Origin of the sequence: Nocardia sp. NPDC050717 (assembly GCF_040654275.1) — a bacterium.
Taxonomy (GTDB): domain Bacteria; phylum Actinomycetota; class Actinomycetes; order Mycobacteriales; family Mycobacteriaceae; genus Nocardia.
This window is the reverse complement of record NZ_JBFAHR010000030.1, coordinates 1-16,729: the sequence shown is the minus strand read 5'-3', so window position 1 is coordinate 16,729 and position 16,729 is coordinate 1. Positions and strand designations below refer to the sequence as shown.

Here is a 16,729-nt window from a genome sequence, read left to right as displayed (position 1 = left end):
GGCGTCGTATCCGATTGTCGGCTATGACCTTCGGCACAGGACAGCGCAAAGGAATTGCGGCTCAATAGCGTTCACCTATCGACGGAGGTGACCTGCTGGAACACGGCGTAAACCCGGAGTGACCGACATCACATCGCGGGTGGGAGTCAGTCGGGCAGGGTACCGGTCTCCGGCGGGATTCCGGTGTCCAGGAAGCGGATCAGCCGGGCGACGCGGGCGGCGTGGTCGACGCAGCGCTGGAATTGACTGCCCAGCAAGGCCAGATCGATCGCCGCGCCGGTGTCGACGCCGGTCTCGGTGGTCGAGAGCATCGTGCGCAGCTCGCGGCACCGCTGCTCCATGGCCGCCGCCGCGGTGCCGTCGTCGGCGACGAATCGGCCGGTCGCCACCGAAGCGCCGACGCGCGCAACGCATTCGGCGGTGAGGGTGCCCATCGCCACCAGCTGGTCGACGACCGGCTCCGGCGCGACCGCGCGCGGATGCGCCCGATACACGTACTGACCGGCGGTTTCGGTGCGCCGTCCGATGCGTGAGAGTTCCCCGGCGATCTGGATCGCGGTCACCACGTGGCGTAGGTCGCGCGCGACCGGCGCCTGCAGGGCCAGCAGCGCCATCGTGCGATTCTCGCAGGCCGCGAACATCTCCTGGAGCTGTTCGTCGAGCGCGAAGACCTCGTAGGCCGCGGTGAGGTCGGCGCCGGCGAGAGCCTCGGTGACCCGCTGTGTCGAATCGTGGGCGAGGCGCGACATCAGGGTGAGATCGTTGGACAGGGCAACGAGCTCGAGGGTGAACTGGGTCCGCACGCGCTGAATTGTTCCCCATCGGGGCGATCCGGGGAATCCATCCGGTGATCTTCGCGGCCGCGTAGCGGGGTGCACTCGCGCGCAGCTGGGACGATGGAGATCATGATTGCCGCGCTGAGGACCAGATGGACCCTGTACATCCCGATATTCGCCGCCCTCGTGCTCGCCGCGACCTGGGGGCGGGACATACCGGGCGTCGTGGTGGTGCTGGTCGACATCGCGCTCATCGGTGCGGTGCTGGCCGCGGTCTTCCACGCGGAAGTGGTCGCGCACCGGGTCGGTGAACCGTTCGGCGCGCTGGTGCTCGCCGTGGCCGTCACCGTGATCGAAGTGGCACTGATCGTGACGATGATGATCTCCGGAGGCGACAAGGCGGCGTCACTGGCCCGTGACACCGTCTTCGCCGCGGTGATGATCACCTGTAACGGCATCTTCGGTCTGGTACTGCTGGTCGGCGCGCTGCGCAGGCGGGTCGCGGTCTTCAACTCCGAGGGCACCGGCGCCGCGCTGGCCACCGTCGCGACCCTGGCGACGCTGAGCCTGGTGCTGCCGACCTTCACCACCAGCAAGCCGGGCCCGGAGTTCTCGCCCGCGCAGCTGGCCTTCGCCGCGGTCGCCTCGCTGGCCCTGTACCTGCTGTTCGTGATGGTGCAGACGGTGCGCCACCCCGACGATTTCCTCCCGGTGGAGGAGGCGGGGGCCGTCGACGACGCCGGTACCGGCCACGACACCACGCCGTCCAACCGGACCGCGGTGATCAGCTTGGGTCTGCTGTTACTGGCGCTGGTCTGCGTGGTCGGCCTGGCGAAGGTGGTCTCGCCCGCGCTGGAGCGGGGTGTGGCCGCGGCCGGTCTGCCGCCCTCGGCGGTCGGCGTGGCGATCGCCATGCTCGTGCTGCTGCCGGAGACGCTGGCCGCGTTCAATTCCGCGCGCCGCAATCAGGTGCAGATCGGGCTGAACCTGGCCCTCGGCTCGGCCATGGCCAGTATCGGACTCACGATTCCGGTGATCGCGCTGGCGACCATGTGGCTGAGCGGTCCGCTGGTGCTCGGTCTCGGCGCCACGCAGATGGTGCTGCTCGCGCTGACCGTCGTGGTCGGCACGCTGACCATCGTGCCCGGCCGCGCCACCCTGCTGCAGGGTGGCGTTCACCTGGCGTTGTTCGCGGCTTTCGTGTTCCTGGCCGCAAGCCCGTAGCTGGAGTGTTGCGGATCACATGGGGTGGTGTCCTGTCATGGAAACCGCGGAAAAGCGACGAGGGTCACTACCCCGAAATTTTGTTGTGACGCAGAGTACCGGTTAGCTTGCTGGAGTTGGCACCGACGCCGAAGCCAGAGAGTGCGGTATGAAAATCACCATTTCCCGCGCTTCGCGAGCGGGCCGGGGGCATCGCTGATGTCCACCGATCTGCGTTCCGCGAAGCCGGATTCCGCCACCCAGATCGTCCGCAAGAACTTCACCGACACGGTCGTGTCGTCGTTGCGGACGTTCGGGCGGGCCGTCGACCTCGCGAAGGAATCGGTCACCGGATCGGTCACCGATGTCGCGCGCGGCCACTTCCAGTGGCGCGAGACCCTGTTCCAGGCCTGGCGCCTGATCACGGTCACCGCGATCCCCGCGATCCTGATGGCCATCCCGTTCGGCGTGATCGTCTCGCTGCAGGTGGGCAATCTGATCCACAGCCTCGGCGCGGACTCGATGCTCGGCGCCACCGGTGGTCTCGGCGTCATCAAGCAGGGCGCGCCCATCGCCACCGGGTTCCTGCTCGGCGGCGCCGGCGCGGCGGCGATCGCGGCCGACCTGGGCGCGCGCACCATCCGCGAGGAGATCGACGCGCTCAACACCATGGGCATCAGCCCGGTGCACCGGCTGGTGATCCCGCGCATGGCGGCCATGCTGATCGTCGCCCCGATGCTCAATGTGCTCATCATCTTCGTCGGCGTGATCGCCGGCTACGCGGTCGCCGTCGGCGGTCAGGGCGTGACACCGGGCAGCTACTGGTCGACCTTCGGTTCCTTCGCCACCGTCGGCGACGTGTGGGTCTCGCTGCTCAAGGCGCTGATCTTCGGTTTCGTCGTCGTCGTCATCGCCTGCCAGCGCGGGCTGGAAGCCAAGGGCGGGCCACGGGGTGTGGCCGACGCGGTGAACGCCGCCGTCGTGCTCTCGGTGGTCTCGATCGCCATCGTGAACCTGCTCGGCACCCAGATCAGCGCCATGTTCCTCCCGACGAAGCTGGCGTGATGGCTGCCTCCTCCTACCTCCCCACCTCACTGCACTGGCTGCGTGGTCCCGCGCGCCTGGGCAAACGCGTCGCCTCCGCGGGTGAATCCCTCGGCTTCATCGCCGTGTTCGTCTGGCAGGTGCTGTCCTCGGTGCCGCTGACGCTGCGCCGCTACCGCGACGAGACGTTGCGCGCGGTCACCGACATGACCTGGGGCCGTGGCTCGATCATCGTCGGCGGCGGCACCGTCCCGATGATGATCGTGCTCGGCCTGGTGATGGGCGCCTCGGTCGGCGTCGAATCCTTCGCCTCGCTCGACATGCTCGGCATGGGCCCGGTGACCGGTGTCATCTCCGCCTACGCCACTACCCGCGAGCTCGCCCCGATCGCGGCCGCCATCGGCTTCGCCGCCCAGGCGGGCTGCCGGATCACCGCCGAGATCGGCTCGATGCGCATCTCCGAGGAGATCGACGCGATCGAGGCGCTCGGCCTGCGTTCGGTGCCGTTCGTGGTGACCACCCGCGTCATCGCCGGTGCCATCGCCATCGTGCCGACCTTCCTGATCGCGCTGATCCTGTCCTACGGCGCCTGCCGCGGCCTGCTCACGATGGTCTACGGGCAGTCGGCCGGCGTGTACGACCACTACTTCTTCCAGTTCATCTCCGGCTTCGACATGATCGCGGCCGTCATCAAGGTCGCCGTGTTCGGCACGGTCGTGATCCTGGTGCACAGCTATTTCGGCTTCTTCGCCACCGGTGGACCCGAGGGCGTCGGTATCGCCTCCGGTCGCGCGGTGCGGGCCAGCTCGGTGGCCATCGTCGCCATCGACATGGTGCTGTCGATCGTGCTGTGGGGCTTCAACTCGGCGATCAGTTTTACGGGGTGAGCTAGTGCCTAACTACGGAATGCCCGGCGTCGCCGCCGATCGGCGCACCTCGCGGCTGACCGGCGCGATCATCCTCGGCATCATCGCCGTTGTCGTGCTCGGAACGGTCGCCTACCGCAACCTGAAGACCGAAGAGGGCCTGCGGATCGCGCTGCACACCGAACACCTCGGTGACGGCATCAGCGCGGGCAGCCAGGTCCGCATCGACGGCGTCACGGTCGGCGAGGTCGCCGAGGTGAGCCCCGGCGAGCGCGGCACCCAGCAGATCTCGTTGCTGCTCGACGCCGACCGGCTGCACGGCATCGACGACAGCCTCGCCGTCGACTACGCCCCGACCAACCTGTTCGGCATCGCCGAGATCGAACTGCGGCGCGGCACCGGCGGCAACCCGTTGCGCGCCGGCGCGGTGCTCGATCTGACCGGCGCCAACTCCGACCGGGTCTACGACGCGACGATGAGCGCGATTCTGCGCAGCCTGTCCCAGGTCGGCATGACGGTGACCAGCCCGCAGATGGCGACGGTCGTCTCCCAGCTGGCCGCCGACTTCAAGGCGTTCACCCCGCTGGTCCAGGCCCTGATCACGGTGGCCAAGACCATCGCCGACAACCAGGACGTCGCGCCATCGGAACTGTTCGGCAAGCTCGGTCCCGCCTTCGACGGCGGCGGCCAGTTCGCCGGCGCCACCATGCAGGTGATCGACCGGCTCAGCGAGATCAAGGTGACCCAGGTCGACAAGGAGCGCTACGACATCGGCGTCGGCGTGATCGGCGGCGCCATCCTGCCCGCCCTGACCACCACCCTGACCACGGCGGGCGGCCACTTCGCCGAGACCACCGACATGCTCGCGCCGATGCTGTACGCGCTGGCCCAGATGTCGCCCAACCCGCGTCAGACGGGCGCCGACCTGCAGGCGCTGCTGAACAACCTGCGCGGCGCCATGCCCGACGGCCCGAACGGTCCCGTTCTCAACCTCGACGTCGAGCTCAGCGGCGTGCCCGCGATCGCGGTGCCGCTGTTCGGAAAGGCCGGTGCGTGATGAAGGTCGGTGGCGTCGCGCTGCGACTCGGTGTGTTCGCGCTGGTCATGCTGGCCGTGCTCGGACTCGTCTTCACCCTGATCAAGCGCCCGGTCTCCGGTGACACCGAGGCGCACGACGCGCTGTTCACCGACGCGAACGGCCTCAAGGTCGGCAACGACGTGCGGATGTTCGGCGTGCAGGTCGGCAAGGTCGAGAAGATCAGCCTCGAGGGTGACAAGGCCAAGGTGCACCTCACGGTCAAGACCGACACCCCGATCTACGACAACAGCAAGCTGGCCATCCGCTACCAGAACCTCACCGGCCAGCGCTACATCGACCTGCAGCAGGCGCCGACCCCGGGCAACCGGATCGCGGCCGACGCCAGGATCGGCGCGAACATGACCGTGCCGTCCTTCGACGTGACCAGCCTGTTCAGCGGCCTCAAGCCGGTGCTGGCGACGCTGTCGCCGGAGGCGATCAACCAGTTCACCGCCAGCATGCTCGCCGTCATCGAGGGCGACGGCAGCGGCCTCGGTCCCGCGCTCACCGCGATCGACCAGCTCGCGAGCTACGCCGAGGACCGCCAGCAGGTGATCAACACCCTCATCCGCAACCTGTCGACGCTAGGCGACCGGCACGGCGGCCGCGTCGGCTACCTGCTGCCGCTGCTTGCCCGGCTCACCGACATCTTCGAGGCGATGCAGCGCAACATCGGCGGCGTCGCCCAGTTCGCGGCCACCGCGCCGTCGGTGCTCGCCCCGGTCGACCGGCTGCTCGCCTCGCTCGGCCTGGTCGAGGGCGGCAGCGCCGAGGTCGACGCGCTGATCCGCGGCCTGTTCCCGGATCCACAGGAAGCCGTCGACGTGTTCGGGCGCCTGCCCGGCCTGCTGGCCACCGTCGACTCCTCGCTCTCGCGCGATTTCGCCGACTTCACGCCGACCTGCAGCAACGGCGCCGCCGAGGTGCCCGCTCCGCTGCAGGTGCTGATCGCCGGACAGAAGGTGACGATATGCAACGCCTGAAGTTCTTCTCGGGCGACCGCCCGATCCTGGACGAGGCGAGCAAGCGCGCCCGCGAACTGCGGATGGGCATCATCGGCCTCGGCCTGGTCGTCCTGTTCATCATCGGCGCCGGCATCGTCTACGTGGTGCCGCTGGGCAAGCACACCTACACCGCCGAGCTCAGCGAGGCGCAGTCGGTGCGCGAGGGCGACGACGTGCGCCTGGCGGGCATCTCGGTCGGCAGCGTCACCTCGCTCGAGCTGAAGCCGGACAAGGTGCTGATGGAGTTCACCGTCGACCGCGAGGTGTTCGTCGGCGACCAGACCTCCCTCGACATCCGCATGCTCACCGTGGTCGGCGGCCACTACGTCGCGCTGTACCCGGCCGGTTCGCGGCCGCTGGGCGACGAGGCGATCCCCGCCGACCGGATCCGCCTGCCCTACAGCCTGATCGAGACCTTCCAGGACGCGACCGCGCCGCTGGCCGCCGTCGACGGCGACACCGTGCGCGAGAACCTGGCCGCGGCCAACTCCGCGATCGCCGCCTCCCCGGAGGCGCTGCGCTCCACCCTCGACACCGTGGGCAAGTACGTCGACATGCTCGATCGCCAGCGCTCGCAGGTGTCGACCTCGATCGCGATCCTCGACGAGTACATCTCCATGTACGACGGCGCCAAGTCCGATCTCGGCAGGCTGATGGACAACGTCAACCTGCTCGAGGACGTGCTGCTGAGCAAGAAGGCCGAACTGGCCGAGGCGGTCCGCCTGCTGGTCTCGGTGGTGAACCGGCTCGCCGGGCTGGCTCCCAGCTGGGACTCCACCCTGAAGCCGAAGGCACAGGAACTGGCCGACGCGCTGCCGCGCCTGCGCGAGCTGGAAGGCCGATTCGAGCCGCTGCTCGCGACGGTGTCGAGTCTGCAGACCAAGCTCTCGGAACTGGCGACGCCGGAGGCGGGCATCGTGGTCGACCAGTCCGCCGTGTGTGTGCCGCTGCCGGGGAAGGCGTGCTGATGCTGAAACGACTCCTCGGATCCCAGGCGTTCATGTCGATCGCCGGTGTCGCCGTGCTGGTGGCGCTGGTGATCGGCGGCTACTTCGTCGCCTTCGATCCGCTGAAGAAGACCGAATCCTATTGCGCGCTCATGCCCGACGCGATCGGGCTCTACCCGGGCAACCACGTCACGATGCGCGGCATCGATGTCGGCGAGGTGACCGCGGTGCGCAACGAGGGCGCCAAGGTGCGGGTGGAGTTCGAGGTCGACGCCGAATACCCGGTCTACGCCGACGCTTCGGCGACCACTGTCGCGTATTCCGTTGCCGCCGACCGCAATCTGGCCGTGCTGGCCAGCGGCGCGAACACCGAGCGGCTGGCAGGCGGGTGTATCACCAAGACGCTGACCCCGAAGAGCATCACCGAGACGCTCACCGCGCTGGCGAGTCTGTCCGAACAGCTCTCCGGCGCCGAGGCCGGTCAGCCGAGCGCGCTCGTCGACGGGCTGGCCTCGCTGGACCGCGCGACCGTCGGCACCGGCCCGACGATCAACGAACTCGTGCACAAGCTCGGCTCGGCGATGAACCAGCCCGACGCCGACATCGGCCATCTGGCCGGGCTCTTCGACGCGTTCGCCTCGGTCTCGAACCGGGTCGCCGCCAACTGGGGCGACCTGCAGACGATGCTGGTGCGCTTGGCGCCGCTGCTCAACCAGGCCTCCGACGACCTGCTCGGCCCGGCCACCTCGCTGTTCGACGGACTGCGCGAGGTGCTGCCGATGCTCAACGACTTCGCCACCATCCTCGGCGACCCGCTGATCGGCGCGCTCGACGGTGCCGTCCCGCTGGTGAAGTTGTTGCGCGCCAACGTCGGATCGCTGCGCGAAGTGGTGCTGAAGATGCCCGCGCTGACCTCGGCGTTCCAGAGCGTCGCGGGCGGCACCGCGATCACCTACGCCCCGCCGAAGGTGGCGCTGCCCACCGCCGAGGCCGACCAGGTGTGCGGCGCGCTCAACGCGCTCGTCCCCGGACAGTGCGCCGATCCGGCGGCGGGTCTGACCGATGTGAACCTCGTCCAGGTGGTGCTGGGAATGGCAGGTGCCCGATGAACGTGCGACGGAACAGTGTGCGGCGCACCGCGATCGCGCTGGCGCTCGCGGCCGGGCTCGCGGTCGGCGGCTGCGGTTTCGACCCCGCCGAGGTGCCGGTGCCGGGCTCCAGCGTGAGCGGCCCGACCTACCGCGTGCAGATCGAGTTCAGCAGCGCGCTGAACCTGCCCGCCAAGTCGAAGGTGATCGCCAACGGCGCCGAGATCGGCACCGTCGACGCCGTCCGGGTGATCCAGCCCGCCGACGCGCCCGCCGGTCGTGGTGGCTACGTCGTCGTCGAGGCCGACATCCGCGACTCGGTGCAGCTGCCCACCTCCACCATCGCCGAACTGCGCCAGGACACCATCCTCGGCGACATCCACGTCGCGCTGACCACCCCGAAGGACGGCTTCGGCGCGCTGCTGCGCGACGGCGGCACCATCGGCATCGACCAGACGAAACCGCCGGTGCAGCTGGAAGACACGATGGCCACCATGGCCCTGTTCGTGCAGGGCGGTGCGATCGGTCAGCTGCAGGACATGATCGGGCGGGTGAACTCGGTGATGCCGCGCGATCCCAAGGAGACCGCGCGCATCTCCGCCGTCATGGGCGCCGACGCCGCCGATCTCGCGGCCAACCTCGACCAGGTGGACCTGCTGGTCAACGGCCTGGCCGCCAATGCCGAGGTCATGGTGGGCATCGAGGCCGAACTGACGAACATCCTCACGCCGGAGGCCGTGCGCTCCCTGACGGGCAACCAGGATTCGATCGCCAAGACCATGACGATCTTCCAGGCGCTCGGCCCGGTCGGCTCGTCGCTGACCTGGCTGGCCCCGATCGCGGGCGCGGGCGACGCGGCGGCGACCGCCTTCCTGCCCCTGGCCACCGGCGGCTCGGCCGACCTGCGCTCCTCGACCAACATGGCGCTGCTCACCGCGCTGTTGCGCGACAAGGTGATTCCCTTCGCCGAGCGCGGCCCGAAGGTGAACGTCACCAGCGTCCAGCTGTCCGAGCAGGAACAGGTGGAACAGATCGTGACCGCGCTGCGGATGATCGGAATGGTGCGATGAAGATCGGTGCCCTCGCCTCGCTCACCGGCATCGCCGCCATCACGGTGCTCGGCGCGAGCTACCTGACCTTCGGCGTCGTGAAGGTCGACCCGCTCGCCGATTACACCGAGGCCTCGATCGAGCTCGCGAACTCCGGTGGCCTCAGCGTGGGCTCGCCGATCCTGTTGACCGGCATCGAGATCGGCAAGGTCACCGCCGTCGACCCGGCCGCGTCCGGCGGCGTCGAGGTGGGCTTCCGGATCGGGGCGGCGAACAAGGTGCCGATGAGCAGCATCGTCACCATCGAGCACCTGTCCTCGCTCGGCGAGCCGTACGTGCAGTTCGTGCCGCGCGACGGGAACGGGCCCTACCTGAGCGACGGGCAGCGGCTGGCGGGGGAGAACGTGCGCACCCCGATGTCGATTCCGGAGGTCGCGCGGCTGGTCACCAAGACCGTCGAGCAGCTGGATCCGGCCGTCGTCGGGTCGCTGGTCGACACCCTCGGCCAGGCGATGACCGGCACCGAGAACGTCATCCCGGAACTCGCGCGCGCAGGCGATCTGCTCGCCGCCGCCATCATGAGCCGCGCACCCGCGATCGCCGAGCTGCAGAACAACTTCGAGTACGTCTCCGGCGACATCGGCTGGGCGGGCCCGGCCACCTCCGCCGCGGCACCGGCGTTCGTACGCCTGAGCCAGGTCATCGACGAGTTCGTCGAGTCGGTCGGACGGGTGAGCGCGGCTGGTGGCGACCCGGAGATGTACCTGCGCGACGGCGGCCTCGTGCCGTTCCTGCAGGAGCTCACCGCCAAGCTCGAAGAGATCGGCCCGGAACTCTCCGCGCTCCTGCCCGGACTGCGCCCGCTCACCGAGTCGATCACCGCGACCGGACCCCAGCTCGATCTGAGCGCGCTGATCGCCCAGGCGCTGCACAACACCGACGCCGACGCGGTGAAGGTGCGGGTCGCGATCAAGTAAACATCTGGCAACCACTGAATATACGTATGTGCCCTGGCCAGTGGAGTCCACTCGACCAGAGCCGCCATCGAGCAACCGTGCGGTAGCCTGCTGGACGAGGGGAGTCCAGATCCGCGGGCGAAGGCGGTGTGATGGCAGAGAGCAGCAGAACCCGGGTGATCGCGATCGCGGCGGTACTCGCCGCGTTGCTCGCGCTGGTCGTCGCGCTCGGCCTGGTCATGCGCGCGAACCAGGGCGACGAGAACGACCGGGTCAACCAGATGGGCGCCGAATCACCGGTCTCGGCGGACGAGGCCTCCGGGCAGGCCGTGGCCTTCGCCCCACCGTGGCCGGCGCGGCGCGTCGGCGGTAACTGTTCGGCGGGCGGCATCGTCGCGCACTGGCGGGTCGACGACGCCGGCGCCTGGACCTGCACCGCCACCACTCCCGACGCCGCGGTCCCGCCCGCGCCGGCACCGCCGCCACCCCCGCCGCCGGAACCGGAGCCGGTCCAGGCGCCCCCGCCGCCCGTCTACGAGCCGCCGGTCTACGAACCGCCCGCCTACGAGCCGCCCCCGCCGCCGGAACCTGAACCGGTGCCTGCGCCGGAACCGCTGCCCGCGCCTCCGCCGCCCCCACCGCCGGTCATCCAGTTGCCGTTCCCGCTGCCGCCGATCTTCGTCCCGCCCGCCGCCGCCGTGCGGCCCTGACGGTCGGCGGGTCGCCCCGCGCGGGCCGTCGGCGTCGATGAGACTGATCCGCTATGGACCAGTTGGTGCTCACTCTGGTGATCCTGCTCGCCGCGGTACTGGCCGAATCGCTCGGCGGCCGGATCGGGGTCGCGCCCTCGATCCTGATGACCGTCTTCGGCTGCCTGCTGGCGCTCATCCCGGCGGTACCCAGCCTGAACGTGCCGCCCGAACTCATCCTTCCGCTGGTGCTGCCGCCGCTGCTCTACGCCGCGGCCCGGCGCACCTCGTGGCGGCAGTTCGCCGAGAACTGGCAGATCATCGCGTTGCGGGCGGTCGGCCTGGTGATCGTGACCGCCGTCGCGGTGGCCGCGGTGTTCCATGCCTGGAACCCGGCGACCGCGGTCGCGGCGGGCCTGGTGCTCGGCGCCCTGGTCGCCCCGCCCGATCCGGTGGCGGCGACCTCGATGGCCAGCCGGCTCGGCCTGCCGCGGCGCCTGATCGTCACCCTCGGCGGCGAGGGCCTGTTCAACGACGTCACCGCGATCGTCATCTACACCGTCGGCATCCAGGCCGTGGTGACCGGCCTGTTCTCCCCGTGGCACGCCCTCGGCGACTTCGTCCTGGCCGCGGTGGTCGGGCTCGTCGTCGGACTGTCACTCGGCTGGCTGGGTAGTCGCCTCACCCGCTACCTCGACAACGCCACCGGCCAGGTCGCGCTCAGCCTGCTGCTACCCTTCGTCGCCTACGGCGTCGCCGAGCACTGGGAGGGCTCGGCGGTGCTCGCGGTGCTGGTGTGCGCGCTGTATCTCACCGACGCCGTCACCGAGATCGGGGATCGCGAATACCGGCTGGTCGCCGACGCCTTCTGGGACATCGCCGAGATGCTGATCACCGGCTTCGCGTTCGCGCTGATCGGCCTGGAACTGCGCGTGGTCATCGAGACCACCGGCGGCGACTGGTCGGGGCTGGCCGGGGTCACCGTCGCGGTGCTCGCGGTCGTGGTGCTGTTGCGGCTGGTCTGGCTGCTGGCGACGTGGACGATCAGCAGGAAGCTGGGACGCCTCACCGACGAGCCGTTCACCTGGCGGGAGGTGGTCGTCACCTGGTGGGCGGGGATGCGCGGCGTCGCGACGGTGGCGCTGGCGCTGGCCGTGCCGTTCACCATCGACTCCGGCGCCGATTTCCCCGCCCGTTCGCAGATCCTGTTCGTCGCCTTCGCCGTCGTGCTGTTCACCCTGCTCGTGCAGGGGCCGACGCTGCCGCTGGTCGTCCGGATCACCGGGGTCCACGCCGACACCAAGACCGAACGCGCGCTGGAGAAGGAACTGTGGATCCGGGTGCGCCGCGCCGAACTCGCCGAACTGCAGCGCATCGCCGACAGCGAGGGCCTGCCACCCGATGTCTACGACGACCTGCGCGACCGGCTGCGCCAGATCTCCGCCAAGGCCGACCCCGAAGCCGCCGACGCCGACGCCAAGGCCACCCTGGAGAACGAGCGCAAATTCGCGGCGCGGATGCGCGCGGCCAGGGAGGCGGTGGTCGAGGCGGGCCGCCGGGAGGCGCTCGCCGCGCGCCGCGAACCGGGGATGCCGCCCGATGTCGTGGACCGGGTCACCCGCAGGCTCGATCTCGGCCCGATGCGCTAGCCGCCCAGGGTGTCGGTGAGCGTGCCGATCGCGTAGGTGATCGCCATCGCGAGCGCGCCGCCGACGACCACTCGCAGGACCGCCCTGCCCCGCCTGCTGCCGCCGAGCCGCGCGCTGAGCGAGCCGGTGAGCGCGAGCGCGACCAGCACCGCCACGAACGTCACCGGCACCCGCCACTGCGCGGGCGGCAGCACGATCGCCAGCAGCGGCAGCAGTGCACCGCAGGTGAAGGCGATCGCCGAGGATCCGGCCGCCGCCCACGGGTTCGTGAGCTCGTCCGGGTCGAGCTTGAGTTCGGCTTCGGCGTGCGCGGTGAAGGCGTCGTGCGCGGTCAGTTCCTCGGCGACCTGCCGCGCGGTCGCCGGGCTCAGCCCCTTGGCCTCGTAGATCTCGGTGAGCTCGGCGAGTTCGTAGTCGGGGAAGGCGGCCAGCTCACGCCGTTCCTTGGCCAGCAGTGCCTTCTCCGAATCCCGCTGGGTGCTCACCGACACGTACTCACCGGCGGCCATCGAGATCGCGCCCGCGACGAGGCCGGCCACGCCCGCGGCCAGAATCGTCGTGCTGTCGTTGGTGGTCGCCGCGACACCGACCACCAGCCCGGCGGTGGACACGATGCCGTCGTTGGCGCCGAGCACTCCGGCGCGCAGCCAGTTCAGCCGGGAGGCCAGCCCCTCGGCGTGGGGTTCGTGCGGGTGGGTATCGGTCGACGAGTCCGGCACCCGACCAGCCTAAACGACCTCGTCGCACCGCTGGTTCACGAAAGCCCGGACATACCCGGCGGATTGACGCACATACACCCTGGACCAGAACGAGAGCCCGTCCCCGGCGCCGCTGCCCACCATGGTGAGCTCGCCGTCGTAGCACCGGCCGACGAGGTAGCGCGCCCGCGACACGTGCGAGGTCGCGGTGACGACGATCAGATGGCGCCAGCCGTAGATCGTCGCCCGCCGGACGATCTCGCGCGCCTCCCCGTCGGTGCGGGTCGGATCGGGCACGAAGCAGGAGACGCGAAAAGCGAAGCGCCCGCCGCAGAATCGATCCATGTTCGGATCGTCGGGGGTGGTCTGCGCGATGAGCACCTCGGGCGCGAAACCGCGCTCGGCCAGCTCGATGCCGAGGTCGAAGCGCTCGTAGGGCACGCCACCGAGAACGACGATCACCTCGGCGCGCCGCAGCGGGTCCAGCTGCGGCCGGACGAACACCGGCCATCCGGCGACCGCGGCCGTGAGCGCGATGACCAGTACGCCGACGAACGACCAGCCCGCCCGGCGAAAGATCGACACGGCACCGAGAATAGGCGAGACACGGCACACTGGACCCCATGACCGACTCCGCCGTTGCCCCCGAACACCTCGACGTCGTCATCGTCGGGGCCGGACTGTCCGGTATCGGGGCCGCCTACCGGCTGCAGACCGAACACCCCGGGCGCAGCTACGCGATTCTCGAGGCCCGCGCCGATCTCGGCGGCACCTGGGACCTGTTCCGGTACCCGGGCATCCGTTCCGATTCCGACATGTTCACCCTCGGCTACCCGTTCAAGCCGTGGCGCGCGGCCAAGTCCATCGCCGACGGCGCGTCGATCCTGGACTACATCCGCGAGACCGCGAGCGAGAACGGGATCGACAAGCACATCCGCTACGGGTCACGGGTGATCGGCGCCGACTGGTCGTCGGCGCGGGCGCGCTGGCAGCTCACCATCGCCCACGAGGGCCCCGACGGTCCCGAGCTGAGCACGCTGACCTGTGGATTCCTCTACACCTGCGCCGGCTACTACGACTATCAGCAGCCGCACGATCCCGACTTCGCGGGCCGCGAGGACTTCGCGGGCACCCTCGTGCACCCGCAGTTCTGGCCCACCGACCTCGACGTGCGCGACAAGCGGATCGTCGTCATCGGCAGCGGCGCGACCGCGGTCACCCTGGTGCCATCGCTGGCCGACGAGGCCGAGCACGTCACCATGCTGCAGCGCACGCCCACCTGGATCAGCGCCGTCCCCGGCCGCGACAAGCAGGCCGACAAGATCCGCGAGCTGTTGCCCGCCGGCCTCGCGCACCGGCTGATCCGGACCAAGAACATCCTGTTCAACATCGGTTTCTACCAGTACTGCCGCCGGCGCCCCGCCGCCGCGCGCAAGCTGCTCACCGGCCTCACCACGCGCATCCTCAAGGACGAGCGGCTGGTGGCCGAACACTTCACCCCCGACTACGACCCGTGGGACCAGCGCCTGTGCGCCGCGCCCGACGCCGACTTCTTCAAGGCCATGAAGAAAGGCAAGGCCGCGGTGGTCACCGACCGGATCGACGCGTTCGTCCCGGAGGGCATCCGCCTGGAATCGGGCAAGCTCCTGCCCGCCGACATCATCGTCACCGCCACGGGCCTGCGCCTGCTCGCCTTCGGCGGGATCGCCCCGTCGGTCGACGGCACCCCGGTGCCGCTGGCCGAGCAGTTCGTCTGGCAGGGCGCGATGCTCACCGGCCTGCCCAATTTCGCGATCTGCGTCGGCTACACCAACGCGTCCTGGACACTGCGTGCCGACCTCACCTCGCGCCTGGTCTGCAAGGTCCTCACCCACCTCGACCGCACCGGCGCCGCCGCGGTGGTCCCCGATCCGAAGGGCGCGCTCAGCGAGCGCCCACTGCTCGACCTGAACGCGGGCTACATCCAGCGCTCGATCGCGGCCTTCCCCCGCCAGGGCGACCGGCATCCGTGGCGGGTCAGGCAGAACTATCTGCTCGACGCCCTGTTCACGCTGCGTACCGACCTCGGCAAGACGCTGCGCCCGGTGCGCCGGGTCCGCGAATTCACCCGCAACGGGTGAGGCGGGTCGCCGGTCGGCTTCCTACCGTCGGTGTGTGCCGCGGTGGCACGTCTGTTGACGTGAGGGAAAGGCCGAGCGATGACGACGAACCAGAATCAGCATCCCGTCCGAGAGGGCATCGCGGCGGGAACCTCCATCGGGGCCGGCATCCTGCTGGCAGTGGTCGGTGTCCTGCAGATCCTGCAGGGAATCGCGGCCGTCGCCAACGATGACCTGATCGTCGTCGGCCCCGAGTACACCTACCAGTTCGACCTGACGGCCTGGGGATGGTGGCACATCATCTTCGGCGCGATCGCGGTGATCGTCGCGATCGGTCTGCTGGCCGGTCAGACGTGGGGACGGGTGTCGGCGATGGTGATCGCGGCGCTGTCGATCGTGGCGAACTTCCTGTGGCTGCCGTACTACCCGTGGTGGTCGATCCTGGTGATCATCCTCGACATCGTGGTCATCTGGGCGGTCGCCACCTGGCACCCCGACAGGGCCTGAGAACCACTCGCCACGATGCCGCTCCCGGCCGACCGGGGGCGGCATCGCCGGTTCAGGAGGCAGGCTCGTCCCCACGGAGGGTTCCGACGAGATGATCGGACAGCCGTTCGCCGAGGGTGGCCAGCTCCGCCTTCTGCGGTGCGTCGAGCCCGTCCAGCACGAGCGTGCGCACCGCGACCAGATAGTCCGGCGTCGCCTCGACGACCTTGGCCAGCCCGCTCTCGGTGAGCACCGCGTCGACCCCGCGGCCCGACGTCGCCGTCACCCGCCTGGCCCAGCCGACCCGCTCCAGCTTGGACACCACATGGGAGATGCGGGAGATGGAACCGTGCCCCCGCGCGGCGAGCACGCTCAGCCGCATCCGGTGGTCCGGCGCCTCGCGCAACAGCGCCATGACCCGGTACTCGAAGTGGGTCACCCCGAACTCGCGTTGCAGCCGTGAGTCGAGCGCGCTGGGAACGCGCATCGCCAGGGTGACCACCGCGCTCCAGGCACGACGTTCGACCGAGTCGAGATCGTCGGTCACCTCGGCCTCCTTCCGCGCCTGAGTTAACCAAAGAATTGCTGATGGTCCGTGAACTGTATATCGGCCAGGGGAGGGTGTCCATGTGGCGCCGGACATAGTTCCAGGTGAGAAGGCATTTAACGGACGATGGAAAGCTGGACGAACGATCAGTTGCCGGTGAGTCGCCGTCGGTGTCTCAGCTCGCGCGGTGTGCGACCCGGAGGCGTGTTGGGCCGCCGGCCGCGCCGGGTGCCCGACTCTGACCTGGGGAAACGCCGGATCTTCCAGGCGATTTGACTTCGTGTTCGCGGCTGCGTAACTTATTTCGAGTCAGAGCGACACGGACACAGTCCGCCGAGCGCCTGACGGATCACCTGGTCAGCTTCCTTCCCCGAACTTGCTTCGGTTGGGTTGTCTGCGCTAGGTTGGAACAGTTGCCTTGCCGAAGCCCCGATGAAATGTTGAGGGTAGAGGCCTGTGCGTGTGTTCTTTGAGAACTCAATAGTGTGTCGATGAATGTCAGTGCCAATATTATTATTGGTTCCGCTTCTCATACCCCCCGGTTGAGGAG

Annotated in this window: 17 protein-coding genes; 13 read left to right on the top strand and 4 right to left on the bottom strand. The window is 69.4% G+C overall.

Annotated features, from left to right (window positions below; translation table 11 throughout):
* Positions 1-146: 146 nt before the first annotated feature.
* Positions 147-803 (bottom strand): PhoU domain-containing protein, encoded by a 657-nt coding sequence (locus AB0H56_RS31415; RefSeq protein WP_357170282.1) that lies wholly within the window; start codon positions 801-803, stop codon positions 147-149.
* A 102-nt stretch (positions 804-905) separates the two neighbouring features.
* On the opposite strand from AB0H56_RS31415, the gene AB0H56_RS31410 reads away from it, so the two are divergent.
* The 11 genes from AB0H56_RS31410 (at position 906) to AB0H56_RS31360 (ending at position 12,349) form a co-directional block, all read left to right on the top strand.
* Positions 906-2,000, top strand: a complete 1,095-nt coding sequence (locus AB0H56_RS31410) for an ionic transporter y4hA (protein WP_357170279.1) — start codon at positions 906-908, stop codon at positions 1,998-2,000.
* A 198-nt stretch (positions 2,001-2,198) separates the two neighbouring features.
* Positions 2,199-3,044: an ABC transporter permease gene (locus AB0H56_RS31405; RefSeq protein ID WP_357170276.1), complete on the top strand. Its 846-nt coding sequence runs from the start codon at positions 2,199-2,201 to the stop codon at positions 3,042-3,044.
* Entirely contained in the window at positions 3,044-3,910 is an 867-nt protein-coding gene (locus tag AB0H56_RS31400; protein ID WP_357170273.1) for an ABC transporter permease, read from the top strand. Before AB0H56_RS31405 ends, AB0H56_RS31400 begins: the two co-directional genes overlap by 1 nt.
* Before the next feature lie 4 nt (positions 3,911-3,914).
* The gene (locus tag AB0H56_RS31395) at positions 3,915-4,946 is read left to right on the top strand and encodes an MlaD family protein (RefSeq protein WP_357170270.1); all 1,032 of its coding nucleotides are present in this window, start codon (positions 3,915-3,917) and stop codon (positions 4,944-4,946) included.
* Positions 4,946-5,950 carry an MlaD family protein gene (locus AB0H56_RS31390; RefSeq protein ID WP_357170333.1) on the top strand — a complete coding sequence of 335 codons (1,005 nt, stop codon included), beginning with the start codon at positions 4,946-4,948 and terminating at the stop codon, positions 5,948-5,950. The genes AB0H56_RS31395 and AB0H56_RS31390 overlap by 1 nt, the downstream gene beginning before the upstream one ends.
* A complete protein-coding gene (locus AB0H56_RS31385) occupies positions 5,938-6,939 on the top strand; it encodes an MlaD family protein (protein ID WP_357170268.1) in 1,002 nt (333 codons plus the stop codon). Before AB0H56_RS31390 ends, AB0H56_RS31385 begins: the two co-directional genes overlap by 13 nt.
* Positions 6,939-8,027, top strand: a complete 1,089-nt coding sequence (locus AB0H56_RS31380) for an MlaD family protein (RefSeq protein ID WP_357170265.1) — start codon at positions 6,939-6,941, stop codon at positions 8,025-8,027. The genes AB0H56_RS31385 and AB0H56_RS31380 overlap by 1 nt, the downstream gene beginning before the upstream one ends.
* Positions 8,024-9,076 (top strand): MlaD family protein, encoded by a 1,053-nt coding sequence (locus AB0H56_RS31375; protein WP_357170262.1) that lies wholly within the window; start codon positions 8,024-8,026, stop codon positions 9,074-9,076. Before AB0H56_RS31380 ends, AB0H56_RS31375 begins: the two co-directional genes overlap by 4 nt.
* Entirely contained in the window at positions 9,073-10,032 is a 960-nt protein-coding gene (locus AB0H56_RS31370; protein WP_357170259.1) for an MlaD family protein, read from the top strand. Before AB0H56_RS31375 ends, AB0H56_RS31370 begins: the two co-directional genes overlap by 4 nt.
* 131 nt (positions 10,033-10,163) lie before the next feature.
* Positions 10,164-10,721, top strand: a complete 558-nt coding sequence (locus AB0H56_RS31365) for a hypothetical protein (RefSeq protein WP_357170257.1) — start codon at positions 10,164-10,166, stop codon at positions 10,719-10,721.
* A gap of 53 nt (positions 10,722-10,774) precedes the next feature.
* Entirely contained in the window at positions 10,775-12,349 is a 1,575-nt protein-coding gene (locus AB0H56_RS31360) for a Na+/H+ antiporter (protein WP_357170254.1), read from the top strand.
* Here AB0H56_RS31360 and AB0H56_RS31355 read toward each other — a convergent pair.
* Complete coding sequence (locus tag AB0H56_RS31355) at positions 12,346-13,068, bottom strand: VIT family protein (RefSeq protein WP_357170251.1); 723 nt, start codon at positions 13,066-13,068, stop codon at positions 12,346-12,348. The two genes, AB0H56_RS31360 and AB0H56_RS31355, sit on opposite strands and share 4 nt — an antisense overlap.
* A gap of 9 nt (positions 13,069-13,077) precedes the next feature.
* On the bottom strand, positions 13,078-13,590 hold the full coding sequence (locus AB0H56_RS31350; protein WP_357170330.1) for a hypothetical protein: 513 nt from the start codon (positions 13,588-13,590) through the stop codon (positions 13,078-13,080).
* Between the two features lie 80 nt (positions 13,591-13,670).
* Between AB0H56_RS31350 and AB0H56_RS31345 the strand changes: the two genes are divergently transcribed.
* Both AB0H56_RS31345 and AB0H56_RS31340 read left to right on the top strand, forming a co-directional pair.
* Complete coding sequence (locus AB0H56_RS31345) at positions 13,671-15,167, top strand: NAD(P)/FAD-dependent oxidoreductase (RefSeq protein WP_357170248.1); 1,497 nt, start codon at positions 13,671-13,673, stop codon at positions 15,165-15,167.
* 78 nt (positions 15,168-15,245) lie between these two features.
* A complete protein-coding gene (locus tag AB0H56_RS31340) occupies positions 15,246-15,653 on the top strand; it encodes a hypothetical protein (RefSeq protein ID WP_357170245.1) in 408 nt (135 codons plus the stop codon).
* A gap of 52 nt (positions 15,654-15,705) precedes the next feature.
* Here the strand turns inward: AB0H56_RS31340 and AB0H56_RS31335 are convergent, their stop codons facing one another.
* Positions 15,706-16,179 (bottom strand): transcriptional regulator, encoded by a 474-nt coding sequence (locus tag AB0H56_RS31335; RefSeq protein WP_357170242.1) that lies wholly within the window; start codon positions 16,177-16,179, stop codon positions 15,706-15,708.
* Positions 16,180-16,729: the final 550 nt, after the last annotated feature.

Bases quoted from the DNA above. Each gene is read 5' to 3' on its own strand.
- AB0H56_RS31390 (WP_357170333.1), top strand. From the start codon at position 4,946: ATGAAGGTCGGTGGCGTCGCGCTGCGACTCGGTGTGTTCGCGCTGGTC.
- AB0H56_RS31365 (WP_357170257.1), top strand. From the start codon at position 10,164: ATGGCAGAGAGCAGCAGAACCCGGGTGATCGCGATCGCGGCGGTACTC.
- AB0H56_RS31380 (WP_357170265.1), top strand. From the start codon at position 6,939: ATGCTGAAACGACTCCTCGGATCCCAGGCGTTCATGTCGATCGCCGGT.
- AB0H56_RS31405 (WP_357170276.1), top strand. From the start codon at position 2,199: ATGTCCACCGATCTGCGTTCCGCGAAGCCGGATTCCGCCACCCAGATC.
- AB0H56_RS31345 (WP_357170248.1), top strand. From the start codon at position 13,671: ATGACCGACTCCGCCGTTGCCCCCGAACACCTCGACGTCGTCATCGTC.
- AB0H56_RS31370 (WP_357170259.1), top strand. From the start codon at position 9,073: ATGAAGATCGGTGCCCTCGCCTCGCTCACCGGCATCGCCGCCATCACG.
- AB0H56_RS31385 (WP_357170268.1), top strand. From the start codon at position 5,938: ATGCAACGCCTGAAGTTCTTCTCGGGCGACCGCCCGATCCTGGACGAG.
- AB0H56_RS31375 (WP_357170262.1), top strand. From the start codon at position 8,024: ATGAACGTGCGACGGAACAGTGTGCGGCGCACCGCGATCGCGCTGGCG.
- AB0H56_RS31400 (WP_357170273.1), top strand. From the start codon at position 3,044: ATGGCTGCCTCCTCCTACCTCCCCACCTCACTGCACTGGCTGCGTGGT.
- AB0H56_RS31360 (WP_357170254.1), top strand. From the start codon at position 10,775: ATGGACCAGTTGGTGCTCACTCTGGTGATCCTGCTCGCCGCGGTACTG.
- AB0H56_RS31410 (WP_357170279.1), top strand. From the start codon at position 906: ATGATTGCCGCGCTGAGGACCAGATGGACCCTGTACATCCCGATATTC.
- AB0H56_RS31340 (WP_357170245.1), top strand. From the start codon at position 15,246: ATGACGACGAACCAGAATCAGCATCCCGTCCGAGAGGGCATCGCGGCG.